The sequence below is a fragment of the Pseudomonas sp. GW821-FHT07G10 genome (assembly GCF_059418545.1).
In genome coordinates, this window is sequence record NZ_JBWKQB010000001.1 from 40,938 (window position 1) to 58,251 (window position 17,314).

Genomic DNA, 17,314 nt, shown 5'->3' on the forward strand with positions numbered 1-17,314 from the left:
TCCGATCCTGTCGAATCAGGCTTTGCGCCAGACACTCGCCAGCCACGGCTGTTGCTCGCGCGGTAGTCCCGCCGGCCGATAGTAATGCTCCAGCTCGACAAACCCTGCGTCATTCAACAACCTGCGCCACGACTCCAGATCGTGATACGCGCCATAACGCGGGCCATTCCAGCCTTCCTGGTTTTCCCCGCGTGGGTTGGAGCTGAACAGCACGCCGCCGGGTTTCAACGTCGCGTGCAGTCGCTTCAGAATCCGAGGTAATTCCTGCCCGGGAATATGAAACAGCGCTGCGTTGGCAAAGATCCCGTCGAAACGCTCGACAGGCAGGTCGAGCTTGAGAAAGTCTTGCTGCCAGACCTCGCAACCGCTGTCTTCGCGAGCCATCTGCGCAAAACGTTCCGAGCCGTCGAGGCCGATAGCAATGTGACCCATACGCTTAAACGTTTGCAGATCGCGTCCCGGGCCACAACCGAAGTCGAGAATCGTGAACGGTGCTTCGCCCTGAATATGCCGCAACAGCGCGGCGATGTTCTGGCTGACGTCGTGGTCGCGAGTGCCTTCGCGGAAGCTCTCTGCTACCTCGTTGTAGTGGCCCAGAGTGGTGGAAGTAATCTGATCGAGGTCGGTCGGGGCGAGTTTCATGGACGTCTGCGCAGGCGAGGGTGAGTTCGCCAAATATACCTCATGGTTCAGTCAACCGTTGGCGCGGTCAATCGCGAGCAATCGAGCGTCGACCGGCTGCTCCTACAGGTGATCGGGTACCCCTGTAGGAGCGAGCTTGCTCGCGATAGCGGCTGAACGGTCGCCGAAGATTTCAGATTGATGCGGCGTTACTGCGAGGTCCCAGGTGCTCGATGGATTGGTCGACCATGGCTTTGGCGATTTCGAGCAGATGCCACACGGCGAAGACCATGGCGCGTTCGGTGCCTTTGAGGTGATCCCCGCACTCGTAAGCCGTGACCGATGCACAGCGCAGCAAGTCGGCGGTGTAGAGCATCGAATCTTCGAAACTCACATCCTTGCTGACGTTGTAAAACCGCAGTTCGTCAGACGCGGATGGGTTGGCATCGGGCAGGTAGTAATCCAGGGCGCGATACAGCGCGGCACGGTCCTTGAGCAGGTCGCGGGTGAAGGCGTTGTCCATTGAAGGGGTGACGGGTGGAACGGGTGGGTCGGGGGTGATTTTGTCCATGGTGTAGCTCCTATATCGTTAATGGAGCTGCAACCCAACACTTGCACGCGAAAGGGTGGCAGCTGTGCGCAGGTGTGCAAGACCGAGGATATAGGACTCGGCAGACCCGAAGGTCTCCCACGCACAGCCACCATTGAACGATTCCACGGGCGAAAAAAATCGCCGCAAACGAAGAGTGGCTGATGCGCTATATCACTCGGACTTGCACGTCCGGTCACCGAATTGGCGATGACGGAGCGAAGGCTAGCCGCCCGATGTGATAGGCGCAAGGCCGCAGGATTTTCTAGGAAACGTCCTGCAAATGAAAGGGATTTGCCTTGCAGGCCATTGAAAACCACGAGTGCTGCGCACTCGATCGCGAGCAATCGAGCGTCGACCGGCTGCTCCTACAGGGACCGCGTTTGATCGTTCCCACGCTCCTGATTGGTGAGTTCAGCGCTTGTTCAATCTGCGCGCCAGCCGATCTCCGCCCAGTTGAATCACCGCCACCAGAATCACCAACAGTACAATTACAGTGAGCATGATCTGGCTATCAAACCGCTGATATCCATACCGATAAGCAATATCGCCCAAGCCTCCTGCACCAATCGCTCCGGCCATGGCCGATGAGTTGATCATGGTCACCAGGGTGATGGTGAAACCGCCGATGATCCCTGGCAGCGCTTCCGGCAACAGCACGTGCCAGACAATGTGCCAGCGCCGGCAACCCATGGCCTGGGCGGCCTCGATCAGGCCGTGGTCGACTTCGCGCAAACTGACTTCGGCGATGCGCGCGAAGAACGGCGTGGCGGCGATGGTCAGCGGTACCACCGCCGCCCACACGCCATACGTGGTGCCAACGATCAGTCGGGTGAAGGGAATCAGGGCGACCATCAGAATCAAAAACGGAATCGAGCGGAACAGATTGACGAAGGCACCCAGCGCCCGATTCAGCATGGGCGCTTCATAGATTTCACCTTTGGAACTGGTGACCAGAATCACTGCCAGCGGAATACCCGCCAGCAGCGCGATCAGCGACGACACGCCGACCATCAGGAACGTGTCGATGACGCCCTGAAGTAAACGATCAAACCACATAGCCCAGCACCTCGACCTGTTGTGCCCATTGCCTGGCACGTTGGCGCAACTCTGCCGCGCCGTGAGACGAGTTCGTCACCGCCAACAGCAGCTCGCCCAACGCGTGTCCTTGAATCCGCTCCACACCGCCCTGCAGCAGACGCACACGGCCGCCGAGGGCGCTGAACAAGGCCGCCAGATCCGGTTCGTCAGCCGTGCTACCGGTGAATTGCAGGCGCAGCACTACGGCGGCTTGCGATGATTGCGGTTGCGCTTGCAGGCGGCTTTTCAGTTCATCCGGCAAGCCGTGTTGCAACGGCGCGAGCAAGGTTTTACTGACCTCGTGCTGCGGGTTGCCAAAGACTTCCCAGACCGGCCCTTGCTCGACAATTCGTCCGTGTTCGAGCACCACCACTCGATCACAGATATCGCGGATGACCGCCATTTCATGGGTGATCAGAATGATGGTCAGGCCGAGCCGTTGATTGATCTCGCGCAGCAGGCCGAGGATCGATTGAGTGGTCTGCGGGTCCAGCGCCGACGTGGCTTCGTCACAGAGCAGAATCGCCGGGTCATGGACCAGCGCCCGGGCGATCCCTACGCGCTGTTTTTGCCCACCGGAAAGCTGCGCCGGATAGGCCTTGTGCTTGTCGTGCAGGCCCACCAGTTCCAGCAATTCGCGGACTTTTTGCTCGCGTTGTTCCTTGGGTACGCCTGCGACCTTGAGTGGCAACTCGATGTTCTGCCAAACAGTCTTGGCCGACATCAGATTGAAGTGCTGAAAGATCATGCCGATGCGTCGCCTCAGCGCCACCAGATGGTCTTCATCGAACTCACCGATGTCCACCTGATCGATCAGCACCCGGCCCGAACTTGGCTGCTCCAGACGGTTGATGGTGCGGATCAGCGACGACTTGCCGGCACCGCTGCGGCCAATGATGCCGAACACTTCGCCGCGCTGGATGGCCAGATCGATGCCGTGCAAAGCGTTGACCGGGCCATATTGGCCTTCGTAGGTTTTGCCCAGGCCGATAAAGCGCACGTGAGCACGGTTCAGCTCTGGGTGCAGCTCCGTTTTTTCCGCGCTGCGCGGTGGTGGGTCACCCTGTCTGCGTTGGGCGGTTGCTGTGCTCATGCTTAACCTTCCCAGCCGGCTTGGTAGAGCTTGCCGTGCGCTTTGTCCAGGGCCGCGCGCACGGCAGGCGAATGCTGGTAAATGTCGACGAACTTGATCAGCCGCGGATCGGTTTTGCTCTTGGGCTGGATCACGAACTGGATCACATATTCCTTGTGATCCAGGCCGTCAAACAGCAAGGCAGACTCGGCATTGAAGGTTTTCGCCAGGCGAATATAGGCCGGGTATCCCTGTACCAGATCGGCGTCGTCATAGGCACGCACCAGTTGCACGGCTTCGACCTGAAGGATTTTCAGTTTCTTCGGGTTGGCGATGATGTCGTCTTCGGTGGCCTTGTAGCCGACTCCGGGTTTGAGGGTGATTAGCCCGGCTTTGGCCAGCAGCTGCAAGCCGCGCCCGCTGTTGATCGGGTCGTTGGCAATGGCAACGCTGGCGCCTTGTGGCAGCTCGTCGAAGCTTTTGTATTTCTTCGAGTAGAGGCCGACGTTGTTGATGATCCCAGGGGCGAAGGGCACCAGGTCAAAGCCCGCGGCGGCTTTGGCGTTTTCCAGGAACGGGATGTGCTGGAAATAGTTCACATCGATATCGCCAGAGGCAAGGCTGACGTTGGGTGCGATCCAGTCGCTGAATTCCACCAGCTCGACTTTCAGGCCTTGCTTACCGGCCTCGAAGACGGCGGCTTCCAGTGGAATGGCGAACGCGGCGGTGGTGCCGACTTTTAGCGGCGCGTCGGTGGCAAAAGCCACCGAGCTGAAGAGTCCGAGGGCGAGGGCCAGTGCTTTGACTGGGTGAGTGAGGACTTTGTTTTTCATGATGGGTTTCCAGTCAGTGCATAAATATGGATGTTGATCGTTCCCACGCTCCGCGTGGGAATGCCTCACTGGACGCTCTGCGTCCGCTCTTGTGACGCAGAGCGTCACAGGCTGCATTCCCACGCCCAGCGTGGGAACGATCAGGCTTGTCGGTAGTAGGCGCCGGTGTGTTGCACAGGCAAATGCGCCTTCCCGTGAAACAGCTTTTCTCGCAGGCTCCCGGTGTCATAGGCAGTCTTGTACGCCCCCCTGCGCTGCAACTCGGGGATCACCAGTTCGATGAAGTCGACATAGCTTTCCGGGGTGACGATGCGGGTCAGGTTGAAGCCGTCCAGACCGGTTTCGGCGATCCAGGATTCGAGCTCGTCGGCGACCTGTTCTGGCGAGCCGACCAAGGTGATGTAGCGCCCGCCCAAGGCGTGTTGTTCAAGCAATTTGCGTCGGGTCCAGTCGTTGTTTTGCAGGGTCTTGGTGGCGGACTGGATGGCGTTGCTTTTCACGTACCGGATCGGTTCATCCAGCTCGTATTCGGCGAAGTCGATGCCCGTGGAACTGGCGAAATGCGCGACGCCGGCCTCGGCACTGGCGTAGCTCAGGTATTCGGCCTGCTTGTTCCAGGCAAGCTCGCTGGTTTCGCCGACGATCACGTTCAACCCCATGAACACCTTGATGTCTTCGGGGTTGCGGCCGGCCCGGGCGGCACTGGCGCGGACTTTATCCACTTGCACCTTGGTCGACGCCTTGTTCTGCCCGCTGATAAACACGCATTCGGCATGCCGCCCGGCGAATTGCAAGCCGCGATCCGAGCTACCGGCCTGGAACAGCACCGGCGTACGTTGCGGCGAAGGCTCGCAAAGATGATAGCCCTCGACCTGATAGAACTCGCCGTGGTGCCGGACTTTGTGGACCTTTTCCGGCTGCGCATAGATTCGTTGCTGCGGGTCATTGAGCACCGCGTCGTTTTCCCAACTGCCTTCCCAGAGTTTGTAGAGCACTTGCAGGTATTCATCGGCCTGGTTGTAACGTTGGTCATGTTCGACCTGCTCGCTCAGGCCCATGGCCTTGGCGGCGCTGTCGAGGTAGCCGGTGACGATGTTCCAGCCGACCCGACCACGGCTCAAGTGATCGAGTGTCGACATGCGTCGGGCGAACAGATACGGCGGTTCACAGGTCAGGTTGGCGGTCAGGCCGAAGCCGAGGTTTTTCGTCACTGCGGCCATGGCCGAGACCAGCAGCAATGGGTCGTTGACCGGCAATTGGATCGACTCTTTGAGCGGCACGTTCGCCGAGTTTTGATACACGTCATAGACACCGACAATATCGGCAATGAACAACCCATCGAACAATCCGCGTTCCAGTAGTTGCGCCAGTTCGGTCCAGTATTCGATGGTTTTGTATTGGGTCGAATTGTCCCGCGGATGGGTCCACAGACCGTGGTTGATGTGCCCGATGCAATTCATGTTGAAGGCATTGAGCAGGATCTTCTTCTTGCTCATCAGATGGTCCCCCGCAGCGGCGGATTTTCATCGTTGAGGTAGTAATTACCGATGGCGTGGTATTTCCAGCGTACGGGGTCGTGCAGGGTGTGTACCCGCGCGTTGCGCCAGTGGCGGTCCAGGCCGTGCTCGGCCAGGGTTGCCTGGCTGCCGGCCAGTTCGAACAAGGTGCTGCCGGCTGCCAGGGAAATTTCGGTGCTGATGGCGCGGGCTTCGGCGATGGCAATGGATGCTGTGGCGACGGTTTGGGCGTTGGTTTGGGCTTGCGCCTTATCAAGAAATTCGCCGGCGCGCTCCAGCAGTGCCTCGGCAGCGTGCAGGCGAATGCTTAAGTGGCCGAAGCTCTTGAGGGTCAGTGGGTCTTCAGTGGCTTTGTCATTGCCCGAATCAATCCACGGCCGGGTTTTGGTTCGCACAAAGTGCAGCGCGTCTTCATAAGCGGCACGGGCGATGCCGGTGTCGATGGCCGCGTGGAGAATCTGTGCCAGCGGGCCGACCGGAGTCGGGCGCTCGAAGGCGCTCTGAAACGCGATCACATCCTCGGCCGCGACATACACGTTATCGAACACCACCGAGCCGCTGCCGGTGGTGCGTTGGCCGAAGCCGCTCCAGTCGTCGATCACGGTCAGGCCCTGGCTGTCGCGCGGCACAAAGGCCAGTTGCTGGACGCCGTTTTCATCCACCACGGAGGTCGGAATTCGCTGGGCGTAAATGGCGCCGGTGGCGTAAAACTTACGCCCATTAATGCGATAACCCTCGCCGTCGCGGTTCAGGCGGGTGACGCGGTCGTGGGCGGTTTTAGTGCCCAGTTCTGCAAGCGCATTGCCAAAACGCTGGCCAGCCAGTACTTCGGCGTAGAGACGTTTTTGCTGCTCGGGACTGCCGTTTACCCGCAGCACTTCGAGGGCATAAAAATGGTTCTGCGGAATCTGCCCCAGAGACGCATCGGCTTGGGCGATCAAGGCAATGACCTTGGCCAGGGTGATATTGGATACGCCAGCGCCGCCGTAGGCTCTCGGCACGCTGATACCCCACAGACCAGAGCGCGAAAACACCTCCAGTTCCGCAAGCGGCAGCCGGCGCTCGCAATCACGCCATACGCTGTCGCGTTTGAAGTCTTCGGCCAGGTCGCTGGCGACGATCAGGGCTTGTTCGTCGCTGGTTATGACCGCGACGCGTTGAGAAAGAGTCATGTGTTTCTCCAGAGATCTGCTCAAAAGTGTTCTGGTCGTCAGATCCAGGAATGCCGGGCCGGCAATGTTCCGTTCAAGTGATAGGCGCCGACGGCGTGATATTTCCAGCGCACCGGGTCGTGAAGGGTGTGTACGCGGGCGTTGCGCCAGTGGCGGTCCAGGTTGAATTCGGCGAGGGTCGCGCGGCTGCCGGCCAGTTCGAAAAGCTTTTCGCTGGCCAGCAGCGAAATTTCGGTGGTCAGCACTTTGGCTTCGGCCACGGCGATTGAGGCGCGGGCGGCGGACTCTGCGGTGACCGGCGCGGCGCGGACCTGATCCAGCACTTGTCCGGCCTTGCGCAGCAATGCTTCGGCGGCATGCAGTTCGATTTTCAGTTTGCCGATGTCGGCGATCACGTAGAGGTCATCACTGGCGCGCTCGACCTTGGCATCGATCCACGGCCGGGCACGTTCACGGACAAAACGAATGCTGTCGTCGATCGCCCCACGGGCAATGCCGGCATCGATGGCCGCCTGAATCAATTGCGACACGGCGCCCTGAATATTCGGGACTTCGGTCAACCGCCAGTTATCCACAACCAGCTCGGCTTCGACGGGGACGTTATTGAGCAGCACGGTGCCGCTGGCGGTGGTCCGCTGGCCAAAGCCTGACCAGTCATCGACGACGCGCAGGCCCGGCGTGCCACGGCGGACAAATGCCATGACTTGCTTGCCTTCATCGTTTAGCGCTTTGACGGTAATCCAGTGGGCGAACAAGGCGCCGGTGGAGTAGAACTTCTGACCGCTGATGACGAAACCGTCACCTTCGGCGGTGATCCGCGCTTTGAGTTCAAGGGTGTTTTTGGTGCCGCGCTCAGGCCCTGCATTGCCGATTCGCCAGCCCTGGAGCACGCTTTGGAACAGCTGTTCTTTTTGCCGCTCGGTGGCGCTGTCCAATAGCACATTGAGAATGCCGAACTGGTTCTGCGGGATCTGTCCCAAGGCCGGGTCGGCCGCGGAAATGATTGCGAACACCTCAGCCAGGGTGACGAATGAAACCTGCGGGCCGCCGAACTCACGGGGAATGGAAATACTGCCCAGGCCGCTGCGGGTGAACTGCTCGATTTCCGACCACGGTAACTTGCGCTGCTGGTCGCGCCGCGAAGCTTGCAGGCGGGCGATGTCAGCGAGTTCATGGGCGGCTTTCAGCGCTTCGGCGTCGTTACGCAAGATCCGTGCGGGCAACAACAGCGGGGCGATGTCCAGATCACTCTGGAGGGATGCATCTGCCAAATTAGACATCAGTGCCGCTCCTTGGCTGCAAGCAATGCCCTGGCGATCTGCACTCGGGTGATTGTGTTCCTGACCATACCTACCTCACATCTCATGGAAATGCCGCGAAAACTGCGGCGAAATCAAAAACAAGAAGGTCCGGTGGTCCGGTTTATATACCCTAATCGCGCATAAAAAATTAATAAACTAACTTTTAGGAATATACATAGAAGATCCATCACCAGCGCCCCGCCTCTGAAGCCGCAGCCTCAGAGCGGGCGGGGGTGTGAGCTCAGCGGCGTCTGGTTTCGGCGGCTTTAAGCACCGTCCTTACCGGCACTTTGCTGTATGGGTTGGTACAACCGATTTTCAATTTGCGGGCCGGCGCCCAGCGCGAGTTATTACCTACCCGGTCGAGAATGCAGTAGGTGATTTCCAGTTGATTGTCTTCCCCTGCCTCCAGAATGACTGCCGGCGGCACCCAGACGTTGATCGGTTTGCCGACCTCGTCGGCTTTGACCTTGGGCAGGTCCATGCGCACGTCACCCCAACGCAGGGTGATCTCATCCTCGGCGGCCATGTTCAGGTAAGGCTCGATGGTCAGGGGCACGCCGCGTTTGATCTGGCTGGGGTTGACTCCCTGGCGGCGGATCGGCTTGGGGATGCCCAGCGGTTCAAGGCACTGGTTTTCCTCGCCACAGAGCTGCGACGGCTGGCCGCCCGGGCAGTCGAGTTTGACCTGGACCCTGGTTGCCGCTGATAGTGCGGGACCGCGTCCTATCTGCATGACCCGATAATGAATCGACGCCGTTCCGCTGCGGATGAAGCTTTCCGGCACTCTCAGGCTGAGGGGTTCGCTGACGTCGGCTTGCGACAGTTGGCGAGACGCCACATAGCAGCCGTCCCAGAACAATTCGATGAGGTCGCCTTCGTCCATGCCCGCGTAGGGCTGTATATCGACCAGCAGATGAGCCGCGGCGATGACGCCTATGCCGTGTGTAAGATTGTGCGCCAGAGACGGAGCGCCAAGTTCTGGTTTTGCCGAGGTACGTGTCATGTCGTGCTCCTTGAAAGCGTGCTGCGAAATCCGTTTCGGGCAAGAACACACCTTAAGTGTCAAACCTTTACCTGTATCACGCCACGCAAGTAACAAAGTGATAAATCCGTTAATTTTTAAGTTCAGAGCAGGTAATTGGACCCGATATGTTTTTTTAGCTAAGGAGGCAGAAGAGTTTGTGTCAAGTCGATGGGTAAGCAAACTTATCGATCTGTACTTATTCAGAAAATCCCTACATGCAATTGGCATTTTAGTGCGTATTCCAAATGATTTTTACCCAGAGGCTATGGTTTCAAGGCGTCGCAATGCCGGGCGATAAAGCCGGACAAACGGCAGTCATGATTGTTATGGTTTTTTGAGGAGTGTGTGCAGCTAGAGATGTGTTTGCGGGCAGCATACAATTATTAACGGTGCTGCCGAGCGGCTCATATGATTGGGGTGGGGCGTTGTTGATTAACAAGAGTTCAGTAAGCGCTGCTTTCCTTTATGCGGCGCGACTGGGCACCTGGGGCTGAAGCAACGTAACTATCTGAAAATAAAGTGGCGAGGGAAGAGGGTAAAACTTAAAAACAAACATGTTACAGCGAGATTCGCTCCATCCTTGGGGCGAGTTATTGGGTCCGATAATTAAATATCGACGGTCAGAAACTTGCTGAGAAACTGCCGGGTGCGTGCTTCTTTCGGATTGGCGAACAACGCTTTGGCTTCTCCCTGCTCGACGATCACACCTTTGTCGAAAAACACCACACGGTTGGCCACATCCCGGGCAAAGCTCATTTCGTGGGTGACGATCACCATGGTGCGTTTTTCTTCGGCCAGGCTACGGATGGTCGCCAGTACTTCGCCAACCAGTTCCGGGTCCAGGGCTGAGGTGGGCTCATCGAACAGGATCACCTCCGGCTCCATAGCCAGCGCCCGGGCAATCGCGACACGCTGTTGCTGCCCACCAGAAAGCCTGCGCGGGTAAGCGTCTTCCTTACCAGCCAGACCCACCTTGGCCAGCAACGAGCGGCCCAAAGCGATTGCTTTATCCCTGGGCATTTTTTTTACCACCAGCGGGCCTTCGATAACGTTTTCAAGCGCCGTGCGATGGGGGAACAAGTTGAAGTTCTGGAACACGAAACCTACGTGCTGGCGCAACCTGCGCACCAGGCTTTGCTGCTGGTTCAACGGACGGCTGCCATCAATTTCGATATCGCCGACCTTGATCCGGCCACTGCTGGGTTCTTCGAGAAAGTTCAGGCAGCGCAGGAAGGTCGTTTTGCCCGACCCGCTGGGCCCGATGATTGCGACTACCTCACCCTCCTCGACCCGTAGGTCGATGCCGTTGAGGACCGTCTGACCTTTGAATTGCTTCGTCAGTTTTTCAACCACAATCATGCGTTCAAGACTCCTGGTCGTGCCGATTGACCCGCTCTTCCAGACGGTTCTGCAGGTGCGCGAGCAGGCTGGCCAGAATCCAGTAAATCAGTGCGGCGGCAAGATACATGGTGAAAATTTCGAAGGTTCGGGCGGTGATCAGCTGCGCCTGACGGAACAACTCCGGTACCTGAATGGTGGCTGCCAGTGCGGTGTCCTTGACCAGCGAAATAAAGCTGTTGCCCAGCGGCGGCAGAGCGGTGCGCGCCGCTTGCGGCAGGATCGCCCGACGCAAGGTTTGCGCACGCGTCATGCCGATACTGGCGGCAGCTTCCCACTGGCCGCGTTCGATCGAGCTGATCGCGGCACGAAGGATTTCGCAGGCATAGGCGGCCATGTTCAGCGAGAAGCCGATCAACGCGGCCGGCAGCGGGTCAAGTTCGATACCCAATTGCGGCAAGCCGTAATAGATCACGAACAATTGCACCAGCAGCGGCGTGCCGCGAAAGAACGACACATAGACGCGGGCAATCCAGCTCACCAGCTTGAAGCGCGAAAGGCGCATCAAGGCCAGGCCGAACCCCAGTAACAGGCCGAAAAACATCCCGCCCAGACTGAGAAATACCGTGTAATACGCGCCCTTGATCAGAAAGGGCGCGGAGTCCAGCGCAAGCTGCAGCGCCGCCTGGAGCTGCGGGAAGTGCAGTGCTTCCATTATTGAGTGACGTCAGCGTTGAAGTATTTTTCCGAGATTTTTTTCAACGTGCCGTCTGCGCGCAGTTTCTCGATGGCTTTGTTGACGGCGGCCAGCAGTTCAGGCTCGCCTTTGCGCAACGCGATACCGGCTTCCTGACGGGAGAAGGGTTCGCCGGAGACTGCGGTGTCCTTGGCCTTGCCGACCAACTCAAGGGCTGCCAGACGGTCCACCAGAATGGCGTCGATGCGGCCTACGCGCAGGTCCTGGTACTTGGTCGGATCATCATCATAGGTTTTGATAATGGCTTGTGGAACGTTGTCCTTGAGCCATTGCTCGTAGTTGGTGCCAAGGCCCACACCGACCTTCTTGCCGGCCAGGTCGGCGGAGGTCTTGATAGTCCCTTCGTTCTTTTTCAGGGTCAGGGCCTGAATCCCGGAGATGGTGTAGGGCGTGGAGAAGTCGTACTTTTTCTTGCGCTCCTCGGAGATGGTCACCTGGTTGATCACGGCGTCCAGACGCTTGGATTCCAGTGCTGCGAGGATGCCGTCCCATTTGGTCGGCTGCAGTTTGACCTTCACGCCCAGCTCTTTGGCCAGCGCCTCGGAGAACTCTACCTCGAAGCCGGCCAGCTTGCCGTTTTCATCGACGAAGCTGAACGGAGGATAGGTGCCTTCAAGGCCGACGTTGATCACGCCGGCATCCTTGATTTTTTGCAGTTGCTCACCGGCAACCGCTTGCCCCAACAGACCGGCACCCAGTGCCAGGCCCAGCGAGCCGATAAGCAGACTTCGACGTAGTGCGGAAAAATTCATGACAAGCCCCTATGTTTTCTTATGAAGATGCATTTGGAAAAGAAGGCAGATTTCAGGATCTGGACGACTGCAGCATCCTGCCTGAAAGCAGCCTATGCGTCTTTCGGCATATTCGCCTACAGAGCGACTATATGGCGGTTTTTTTAGATTGGAAAATAATAAAAATTAATGTTGTTATTCTTTTATTTTGATTAAAAAGCTCGTATTGATCATTCCCACGCTCGTGCGTGGGAATGCCTCCATGGACGCTGCGCGTCCAGGTGACACAGAGCGTCACAGGCTGCATTCCTACGCAGAGCTTGAGGAGGAACGATCAATCCCTAGGCGAGCGTGTTCGCATACGCAAACAACGCCGGCGCCCCGCCGGTGTGCAGGAAGATGATCGGGCCGTCATCAAAACGCTGGCGGCCGATACCGTCGAGCAATCCAGCCATGGCCTTGCCGGTGTACACCGGATCCAGTAATAAACCTTCCTGGCTCGCCACCAGCTTGATCGCCGCCAGCGTGCCGGCGTTTGGCTCGCCATAGCGCGGAGCGAAATATTCGTCCCACAGCTCAACCTTGAAGCTCGCCGGCAAACTCACACCGAGCAGCTCGGCGGTGCGTTCGGCCAGGCCTTGAACCTTCGGCCGCTGGGCTTCATCGCTGCGGGAAACCGTGACGCCCACCACAGGTAAATCCGGCAGTACTTCGCTCAGCGCTAGCGCCAGGCCGCTATGAGTCCCGGCACTGCCAGAGGCTAGCACCACGGCGGCGAACTTCAGGCCGGTGTCCTCGATCTGTCCGGCCAGTTCCAGGCCGGCCCGTACATAACCCAAAGCCCCCAAGGCGTTGGAGCCGCCAATCGGCACCAGATACGGTTTTTTGCCGTTGGACCGCAAGCGGTCGGCGAGGGCGTGCAGCTGATCGTCGGCGTTGTCCAGGTTGTCCACCAACTCGACCTTGGCATCGAACAAATCCAGCAGCAGGCGATTGCCGTTAGCCAGATAGTTGCTGTCGTGGGTGCCGATAGGGTTTTCCAGCAGCGCGACGCAACCAAGACCCAGCCTGGCGGCCAGCGCGGCGGTCTGGCGCACATGGTTGGACTGGATGGCGCCGGCGGTGATCAGCGTATCGGCACCGGCGGCCAGCGCATCGGCCGCCAGGTATTCGAGCTTGCGCAGCTTGTTGCCGCCCAGTGCCAGCGGTGTGGTGTCATCGCGTTTGACATAGATATCGCGACCCAGCCAGGTCGACAGGCGTTCGAGCTTTTCGAGCGCGGTGGCATTGCGAAGGAGTTCCAGACGATTGAAACGAGCAAGCTGTTGTTTGATCATGGGTCCGCACTGGCTGTAGGAAATGTCTGGACTATAGGCAGGCCCTTTTACTCGAGCAACCGCCAATCGCTTATATCAAAAAATGCTGAGAGCAGCACAATTCGTTCTTAATTCAGGTCTGGGTGCATACCGTAAAGTGGACGTCGTTTGCACGGCCAGACAGTCCGGCCGCCAGAGTGAGGAGTCTTTACCGTGAGCGAGCGTTCCAGCCATTGGCAATTGCAGACCATCGTCGGCCAATTGCGCTGCGCCAGAGATCAGTGGCGCACTCAGAACGGTCGCATCAGCGGCGAGCAGGGCGGGCGCGAACTGCCATCGCGTGCTGCCATGGCCGAGATTCTTGAAGCGCTGTGTGGTGCGCTGTTCCCGATGCGCCTTGGCCCGGTGGATCTGCGCGAGGAGAGTGAAGATTTTTACGTCGGTCACACTCTGGACGTGGCCCTCAATGCCTTGCTGGCCCAGGCGCGACTTGAGCTGCGCTATGTCGCTCGGCAAAGCGCGCAGGTCGATAGCGAAGTCGAGATCAAGGCGATCCGGCTGATCCAGGATTTCGCGCTGGCCTTGCCAGGGTTGCGCAGCCTGCTCGATACCGACGTGTTGGCGGCCTTCCACGGTGACCCGGCGGCACGCAGCGTGGATGAAGTGCTGTTGTGCTACCCGGGGATTCTCGCAGTGATCCACCATCGCCTGGCGCATCACCTGTACCGCGCCGGGTTGCCGCTGCTGGCGCGGATCAGTTCGGAAATCGCCCACTCGGCAACGGGCATCGATATCCATCCCGGCGCGCAGATCGGCGCCAGTTTCTTTATCGATCACGGCACGGGTGTGGTGATCGGCGAGACGGCCATTATTGGCGAGCGGGTGCGCATTTATCAGGCCGTGACCCTCGGTGCGAAACGTTTTCCTGCGGACGAGGACGGCCAATTGCAGAAGGGCCATCCGCGCCACCCGATTGTCGAGGACGACGTGGTGATTTACGCCGGCGCGACCATCCTGGGGCGGATCACCATCGGCAAAGGCTCGACCATCGGCGGCAATGTCTGGCTGACCCGCAGCGTGCCGGCGGGTTGCAACCTGACCCAGGCGAATCTGCAGCATGATGACGGGACGCAGAAGTAGAGATCCACGGTGATCGTTCCCACGCTCTGCGCTCATCGTTTTGATCGTTCCCACGCTCCGCGTGGGAATGCCTCACTGGACGCTCCGCGTCCGCTTCGGAAGTGACGCGGAGCGTCACGGGCTGCATTCCCACGCTGGAGCGTGGGAACGATCGGCGCTGCTTCGCCCGAGCGCGGACCGGCCGGCGGGAGCAAGCTCCCTCGCCACAGAGATTCCCCCCACCACACCACCTCATACCCCTCCTTGAGCCAGCGTACGAAAGCTGCCGCTGAGCCTTGCGATTAGTCCTGAAACGCCTATCCATGTTTAACTTGACCGTTCGTTCAAGTTAAACCGGTGGTTCGCTGCCCGCTCACAACAGGAGGCTTACCTTTGCTGAGTCCGTTTTATTCAGCCGCATTTCACACCTTCGAGGTGCACCGTTCATGAGTGCATCGTCTACCCTTCCCAGCGGCCAGATCCGCATGAACCCGCCGGTGTTTTACTTCGCCGCAGGCTTCATTCTGTTGTTTGGCCTGGTGGTGATCGCCATGCCGGAGCAGGCCGGCGCCTGGCTTCTGGCCGCACAAAACCGGGCGGCCAATACGGTCGGCTGGTACTACATGCTGGCGATGACCCTGTATCTGGTCTTCGTGGTGGTCACCGCCTTGTCCGGCTACGGCAAGATCAAGCTCGGTGCCGACCACGACGAGCCCGAATTCAGCTACCTGTCCTGGGCCGGTATGCTGTTCGCCGCCGGGATCAGCATCACGCTGTTTTTCTTCTGCGTCTCTGAACCGCTGACGCACATGCTGCAGCCGCCCCAAGGCGAACCCGGTACCGCGGACGCCGCGCGCCAGGCCATGCAGATTCTGTTTCTGCACTGGGGCTTGCACGGCTGGGGCGTGTTCGCCTTCGTCGGCATGGCGCTGGCCTACTTCGCCTATCGGCATAACCTGCCGCTGGCCCTGCGCTCGGCGCTTTACCCGCTGATCGGCAAGCGCATAAACGGCCCGATCGGTTACGCGGTGGATGGCTTCGGGATCATCGCGACGGTGTTCGGTCTCGGCGCGGACATGGGTTTTGGCGTGTTGCACCTCAACTCAGGTCTCGACTTCCTGTTTGGCGTCGCTCATACCCAGTGGATTCAGGTTGGGCTGATCACGCTGATGATGGGAGCGGCGATCCTCGTCGCGGTCTGCGGCGTCGATAAAGGCGTACGGGTGATGTCCGACATCAACATGCTGCTGGCCTGTGCGCTGCTGTTGTTCGTGTTGTTCGCCGGACCCACCCAGCACCTGCTCAACACCCTGATCCAGAATATCGGCGACTACCTCGGTGCGCTGCCGACCAAGAGTTTCGATCTCTACGCCTACGACAAACCCGGCGACTGGCTGGGTGGCTGGACGGTGTTCTACTGGGCCTGGTGGATCGCATGGTCGCCGTTCGTGGGGCTGTTCATCGCGCGGATTTCCCGTGGCCGGACCATCCGCGAATTCGTCTTCGGCGTGCTGCTGATTCCGCTGGGCTTCACCCTGGCGTGGATGTCGATCTTCGGCAACAGCGCCATCGATCAGGTACTCAATCACGGTATGAGCGCACTGGGGATGTCGGCTATCGAAAATCCATCGATGACCCTTTACCTGCTGCTGGAAACTTACCCGTGGGGCAAGACGGTCATCGCGGTCACGGTGTTTATCAGCTTCGTGTTCTTTGTCACCTCGGCGGACTCTGGCACTGTGGTGCTTTCGACGCTCTGCGCCCGTGGCGGCAACCCCGACGAAGACGGACCGAAATGGCTACGGGTGTTCTGGGGAGCGATGACCGCGCTGATCACCAGTGCCTTGTTGTTTGCCGGCAGCATCGATTCGCTGAAGTCAGCAGTGGTGCTGACCTCGCTACCGTTCTCGTTGATCTTGCTGCTGATGATGTGGGGGCTGCACAAGGCGTTTTATCTCGAGTCGCAGAAGCAGATCGCACAACTGCACTCGTTGGCGCCAGTGTCCGGTTCACGACGTGGCGGTTGGCGTCAGCGCCTGAGCCAGGCCGTGCATTTCCCTTCACGGGATGAGGTGTACCGTTTCCTCGATTCAACGGTGCGCCCGGCGATCGAAGAAGTGACGGCGGTATTCGTCGAAAAAGGCCTGCATATGGTCACCTGGCCGGTCCCGGCCAACGACAGCGTCAACCTTGAAATCAGTCATGGCGAACAACAAGCGTTCATCTACCAGGTGCAGATGCGCGGCTACTTCACGCCATCTTTTGCCCGTGGCGGGATGGGTTCCAAAGAGCTCAACAACCGTCGTTATTACCGGGCCGAAGTGCATCTGAGCGAAGGCAGTCAGGATTATGATCTGGTGGGTTACACCAAGGAGCAGATCATCAACGACATCCTCGATCAGTACGAGCGGCATATGCAGTTTCTGCACTTGGTGCGTTGATCGAGGGCCGGTGGCGCTCAGGCTCTGGTCAGCATCAGGAACAGCAGCAGAGCGATCACCGGCACGCCAAACACCACACTGCCGACCGCCAGTTCCGTGGTCAGCGGCTGCTTTGCGGTGACCATGCCGACCGCGCCGTTGATCACCGCGAGTGCCAACCACAGGCCGACGAAGCTATAGCTGAGCGTCTGCTGGTTGAAGCCGAGTTTGTCGCCGATAAAGAGCATCAGGGCCAGAAGGATCAGGCCGAAGGTGATGATGATGGTGGTGTGCATGTGGGTGATTCTCCTGATTTGAAATCTTTGGCGCCTGTTAAGCCGCCATCGCGGGCAAGCCTCGCTCCTACGGGGGGTGTATCGATCACATGATTGTGGCCTGACCCAACTTTGATCGTAGGAGC

Annotated in this window: 16 protein-coding genes; 2 read left to right on the plus strand and 14 right to left on the minus strand. The window is 59.0% G+C overall.

Translation table 11 applies throughout. The features are described 5' to 3' along the window. Positions 1-15: 15 nt before the first annotated feature. The 13 genes from AC07O1_RS00205 to AC07O1_RS00265 all read right to left on the minus strand — a co-directional run bounded on the left by AC07O1_RS00205 (position 16) and on the right by AC07O1_RS00265 (position 13,375). Complete coding sequence (locus AC07O1_RS00205; protein ID WP_495087572.1) at positions 16-642, minus strand: class I SAM-dependent methyltransferase; 627 nt, start codon at positions 640-642, stop codon at positions 16-18. A gap of 172 nt (positions 643-814) precedes the next feature. Then, positions 815-1,192, minus strand: coding sequence for a DUF6124 family protein (locus tag AC07O1_RS00210; protein ID WP_494994448.1), 378 nt, complete (start codon positions 1,190-1,192; stop codon positions 815-817). Positions 1,193-1,624: 432 nt separating this feature from the next. After that, entirely contained in the window at positions 1,625-2,269 is a 645-nt protein-coding gene (locus AC07O1_RS00215; protein ID WP_495010967.1) for a methionine ABC transporter permease, read from the minus strand. Continuing rightward, the gene (locus AC07O1_RS00220) at positions 2,259-3,383 is read right to left on the minus strand and encodes a methionine ABC transporter ATP-binding protein (RefSeq protein ID WP_495087573.1); all 1,125 of its coding nucleotides are present in this window, start codon (positions 3,381-3,383) and stop codon (positions 2,259-2,261) included. Before AC07O1_RS00220 ends, AC07O1_RS00215 begins: the two co-directional genes overlap by 11 nt. A 2-nt stretch (positions 3,384-3,385) precedes the next feature. After that, positions 3,386-4,195 carry a MetQ/NlpA family ABC transporter substrate-binding protein gene (locus AC07O1_RS00225; protein ID WP_495087574.1) on the minus strand — a complete coding sequence of 270 codons (810 nt, stop codon included), beginning with the start codon at positions 4,193-4,195 and terminating at the stop codon, positions 3,386-3,388. 140 nt (positions 4,196-4,335) lie between these two features. Further along, positions 4,336-5,691, minus strand: coding sequence for an LLM class flavin-dependent oxidoreductase (locus AC07O1_RS00230; RefSeq protein ID WP_495087575.1), 1,356 nt, complete (start codon positions 5,689-5,691; stop codon positions 4,336-4,338). Further along, positions 5,691-6,884, minus strand: coding sequence for an SfnB family sulfur acquisition oxidoreductase (locus AC07O1_RS00235; protein ID WP_495087576.1), 1,194 nt, complete (start codon positions 6,882-6,884; stop codon positions 5,691-5,693). Before AC07O1_RS00235 ends, AC07O1_RS00230 begins: the two co-directional genes overlap by 1 nt. Before the next feature lie 38 nt (positions 6,885-6,922). After that, the gene (locus AC07O1_RS00240; protein ID WP_495087577.1) at positions 6,923-8,164 is read right to left on the minus strand and encodes an SfnB family sulfur acquisition oxidoreductase; all 1,242 of its coding nucleotides are present in this window, start codon (positions 8,162-8,164) and stop codon (positions 6,923-6,925) included. 262 nt (positions 8,165-8,426) lie between these two features. Further along, on the minus strand, positions 8,427-9,191 hold the full coding sequence (locus AC07O1_RS00245; protein ID WP_495087578.1) for a hypothetical protein: 765 nt from the start codon (positions 9,189-9,191) through the stop codon (positions 8,427-8,429). Positions 9,192-9,818: 627 nt separating this feature from the next. Continuing rightward, positions 9,819-10,571, minus strand: a complete 753-nt coding sequence (gene tcyN, locus AC07O1_RS00250; RefSeq protein WP_494994440.1) for an L-cystine ABC transporter ATP-binding protein TcyN — start codon at positions 10,569-10,571, stop codon at positions 9,819-9,821. A gap of 4 nt (positions 10,572-10,575) precedes the next feature. Further along, positions 10,576-11,265: a cystine ABC transporter permease gene (gene tcyL / locus AC07O1_RS00255; RefSeq protein ID WP_489073555.1), complete on the minus strand. Its 690-nt coding sequence runs from the start codon at positions 11,263-11,265 to the stop codon at positions 10,576-10,578. Next, entirely contained in the window at positions 11,265-12,059 is a 795-nt protein-coding gene (gene tcyJ / locus AC07O1_RS00260) for a cystine ABC transporter substrate-binding protein (protein ID WP_494994439.1), read from the minus strand. Before tcyJ ends, tcyL begins: the two co-directional genes overlap by 1 nt. Before the next feature lie 320 nt (positions 12,060-12,379). Beyond that, positions 12,380-13,375 (minus strand): D-cysteine desulfhydrase, encoded by a 996-nt coding sequence (locus AC07O1_RS00265; protein WP_495087579.1) that lies wholly within the window; start codon positions 13,373-13,375, stop codon positions 12,380-12,382. 192 nt (positions 13,376-13,567) lie between these two features. On the opposite strand from AC07O1_RS00265, the gene epsC reads away from it, so the two are divergent. After that, positions 13,568-14,494, plus strand: coding sequence for a serine O-acetyltransferase EpsC (gene epsC, locus AC07O1_RS00270; RefSeq protein WP_494994437.1), 927 nt, complete (start codon positions 13,568-13,570; stop codon positions 14,492-14,494). 464 nt (positions 14,495-14,958) lie between these two features. Continuing rightward, positions 14,959-16,914, plus strand: a complete 1,956-nt coding sequence (gene betT / locus AC07O1_RS00275) for a choline transporter BetT (protein ID WP_495087878.1) — start codon at positions 14,959-14,961, stop codon at positions 16,912-16,914. 17 nt (positions 16,915-16,931) lie between these two features. Here betT and AC07O1_RS00280 read toward each other — a convergent pair whose 3' ends face one another. Then, positions 16,932-17,189 (minus strand): hypothetical protein, encoded by a 258-nt coding sequence (locus AC07O1_RS00280; RefSeq protein ID WP_494994436.1) that lies wholly within the window; start codon positions 17,187-17,189, stop codon positions 16,932-16,934. Positions 17,190-17,314 lie beyond the last annotated feature (125 nt).

Excerpts from the sequence above, each read along its gene's own strand:
- tcyJ (WP_494994439.1), bottom strand. The coding sequence starts at position 12,059 with ATGAATTTTTCCGCACTACGTCGAAGTCTGCTTATCGGCTCGCTGGGC.
- AC07O1_RS00210 (WP_494994448.1), bottom strand. The coding sequence starts at position 1,192 with ATGGACAAAATCACCCCCGACCCACCCGTTCCACCCGTCACCCCTTCA.
- AC07O1_RS00205 (WP_495087572.1), bottom strand. The coding sequence starts at position 642 with ATGAAACTCGCCCCGACCGACCTCGATCAGATTACTTCCACCACTCTG.
- tcyN (WP_494994440.1), bottom strand. The coding sequence starts at position 10,571 with ATGATTGTGGTTGAAAAACTGACGAAGCAATTCAAAGGTCAGACGGTC.
- AC07O1_RS00265 (WP_495087579.1), bottom strand. The coding sequence starts at position 13,375 with ATGATCAAACAACAGCTTGCTCGTTTCAATCGTCTGGAACTCCTTCGC.
- AC07O1_RS00230 (WP_495087575.1), bottom strand. The coding sequence starts at position 5,691 with ATGAGCAAGAAGAAGATCCTGCTCAATGCCTTCAACATGAATTGCATC.
- AC07O1_RS00225 (WP_495087574.1), bottom strand. The coding sequence starts at position 4,195 with ATGAAAAACAAAGTCCTCACTCACCCAGTCAAAGCACTGGCCCTCGCC.
- betT (WP_495087878.1), top strand. The coding sequence starts at position 14,959 with ATGAACCCGCCGGTGTTTTACTTCGCCGCAGGCTTCATTCTGTTGTTT.
- AC07O1_RS00240 (WP_495087577.1), bottom strand. The coding sequence starts at position 8,164 with ATGTCTAATTTGGCAGATGCATCCCTCCAGAGTGATCTGGACATCGCC.
- AC07O1_RS00280 (WP_494994436.1), bottom strand. The coding sequence starts at position 17,189 with ATGCACACCACCATCATCATCACCTTCGGCCTGATCCTTCTGGCCCTG.
- AC07O1_RS00235 (WP_495087576.1), bottom strand. The coding sequence starts at position 6,884 with ATGACTCTTTCTCAACGCGTCGCGGTCATAACCAGCGACGAACAAGCC.
- tcyL (WP_489073555.1), bottom strand. The coding sequence starts at position 11,265 with ATGGAAGCACTGCACTTCCCGCAGCTCCAGGCGGCGCTGCAGCTTGCG.
- AC07O1_RS00245 (WP_495087578.1), bottom strand. The coding sequence starts at position 9,191 with ATGACACGTACCTCGGCAAAACCAGAACTTGGCGCTCCGTCTCTGGCG.
- AC07O1_RS00220 (WP_495087573.1), bottom strand. The coding sequence starts at position 3,383 with ATGAGCACAGCAACCGCCCAACGCAGACAGGGTGACCCACCACCGCGC.
- AC07O1_RS00215 (WP_495010967.1), bottom strand. The coding sequence starts at position 2,269 with ATGTGGTTTGATCGTTTACTTCAGGGCGTCATCGACACGTTCCTGATG.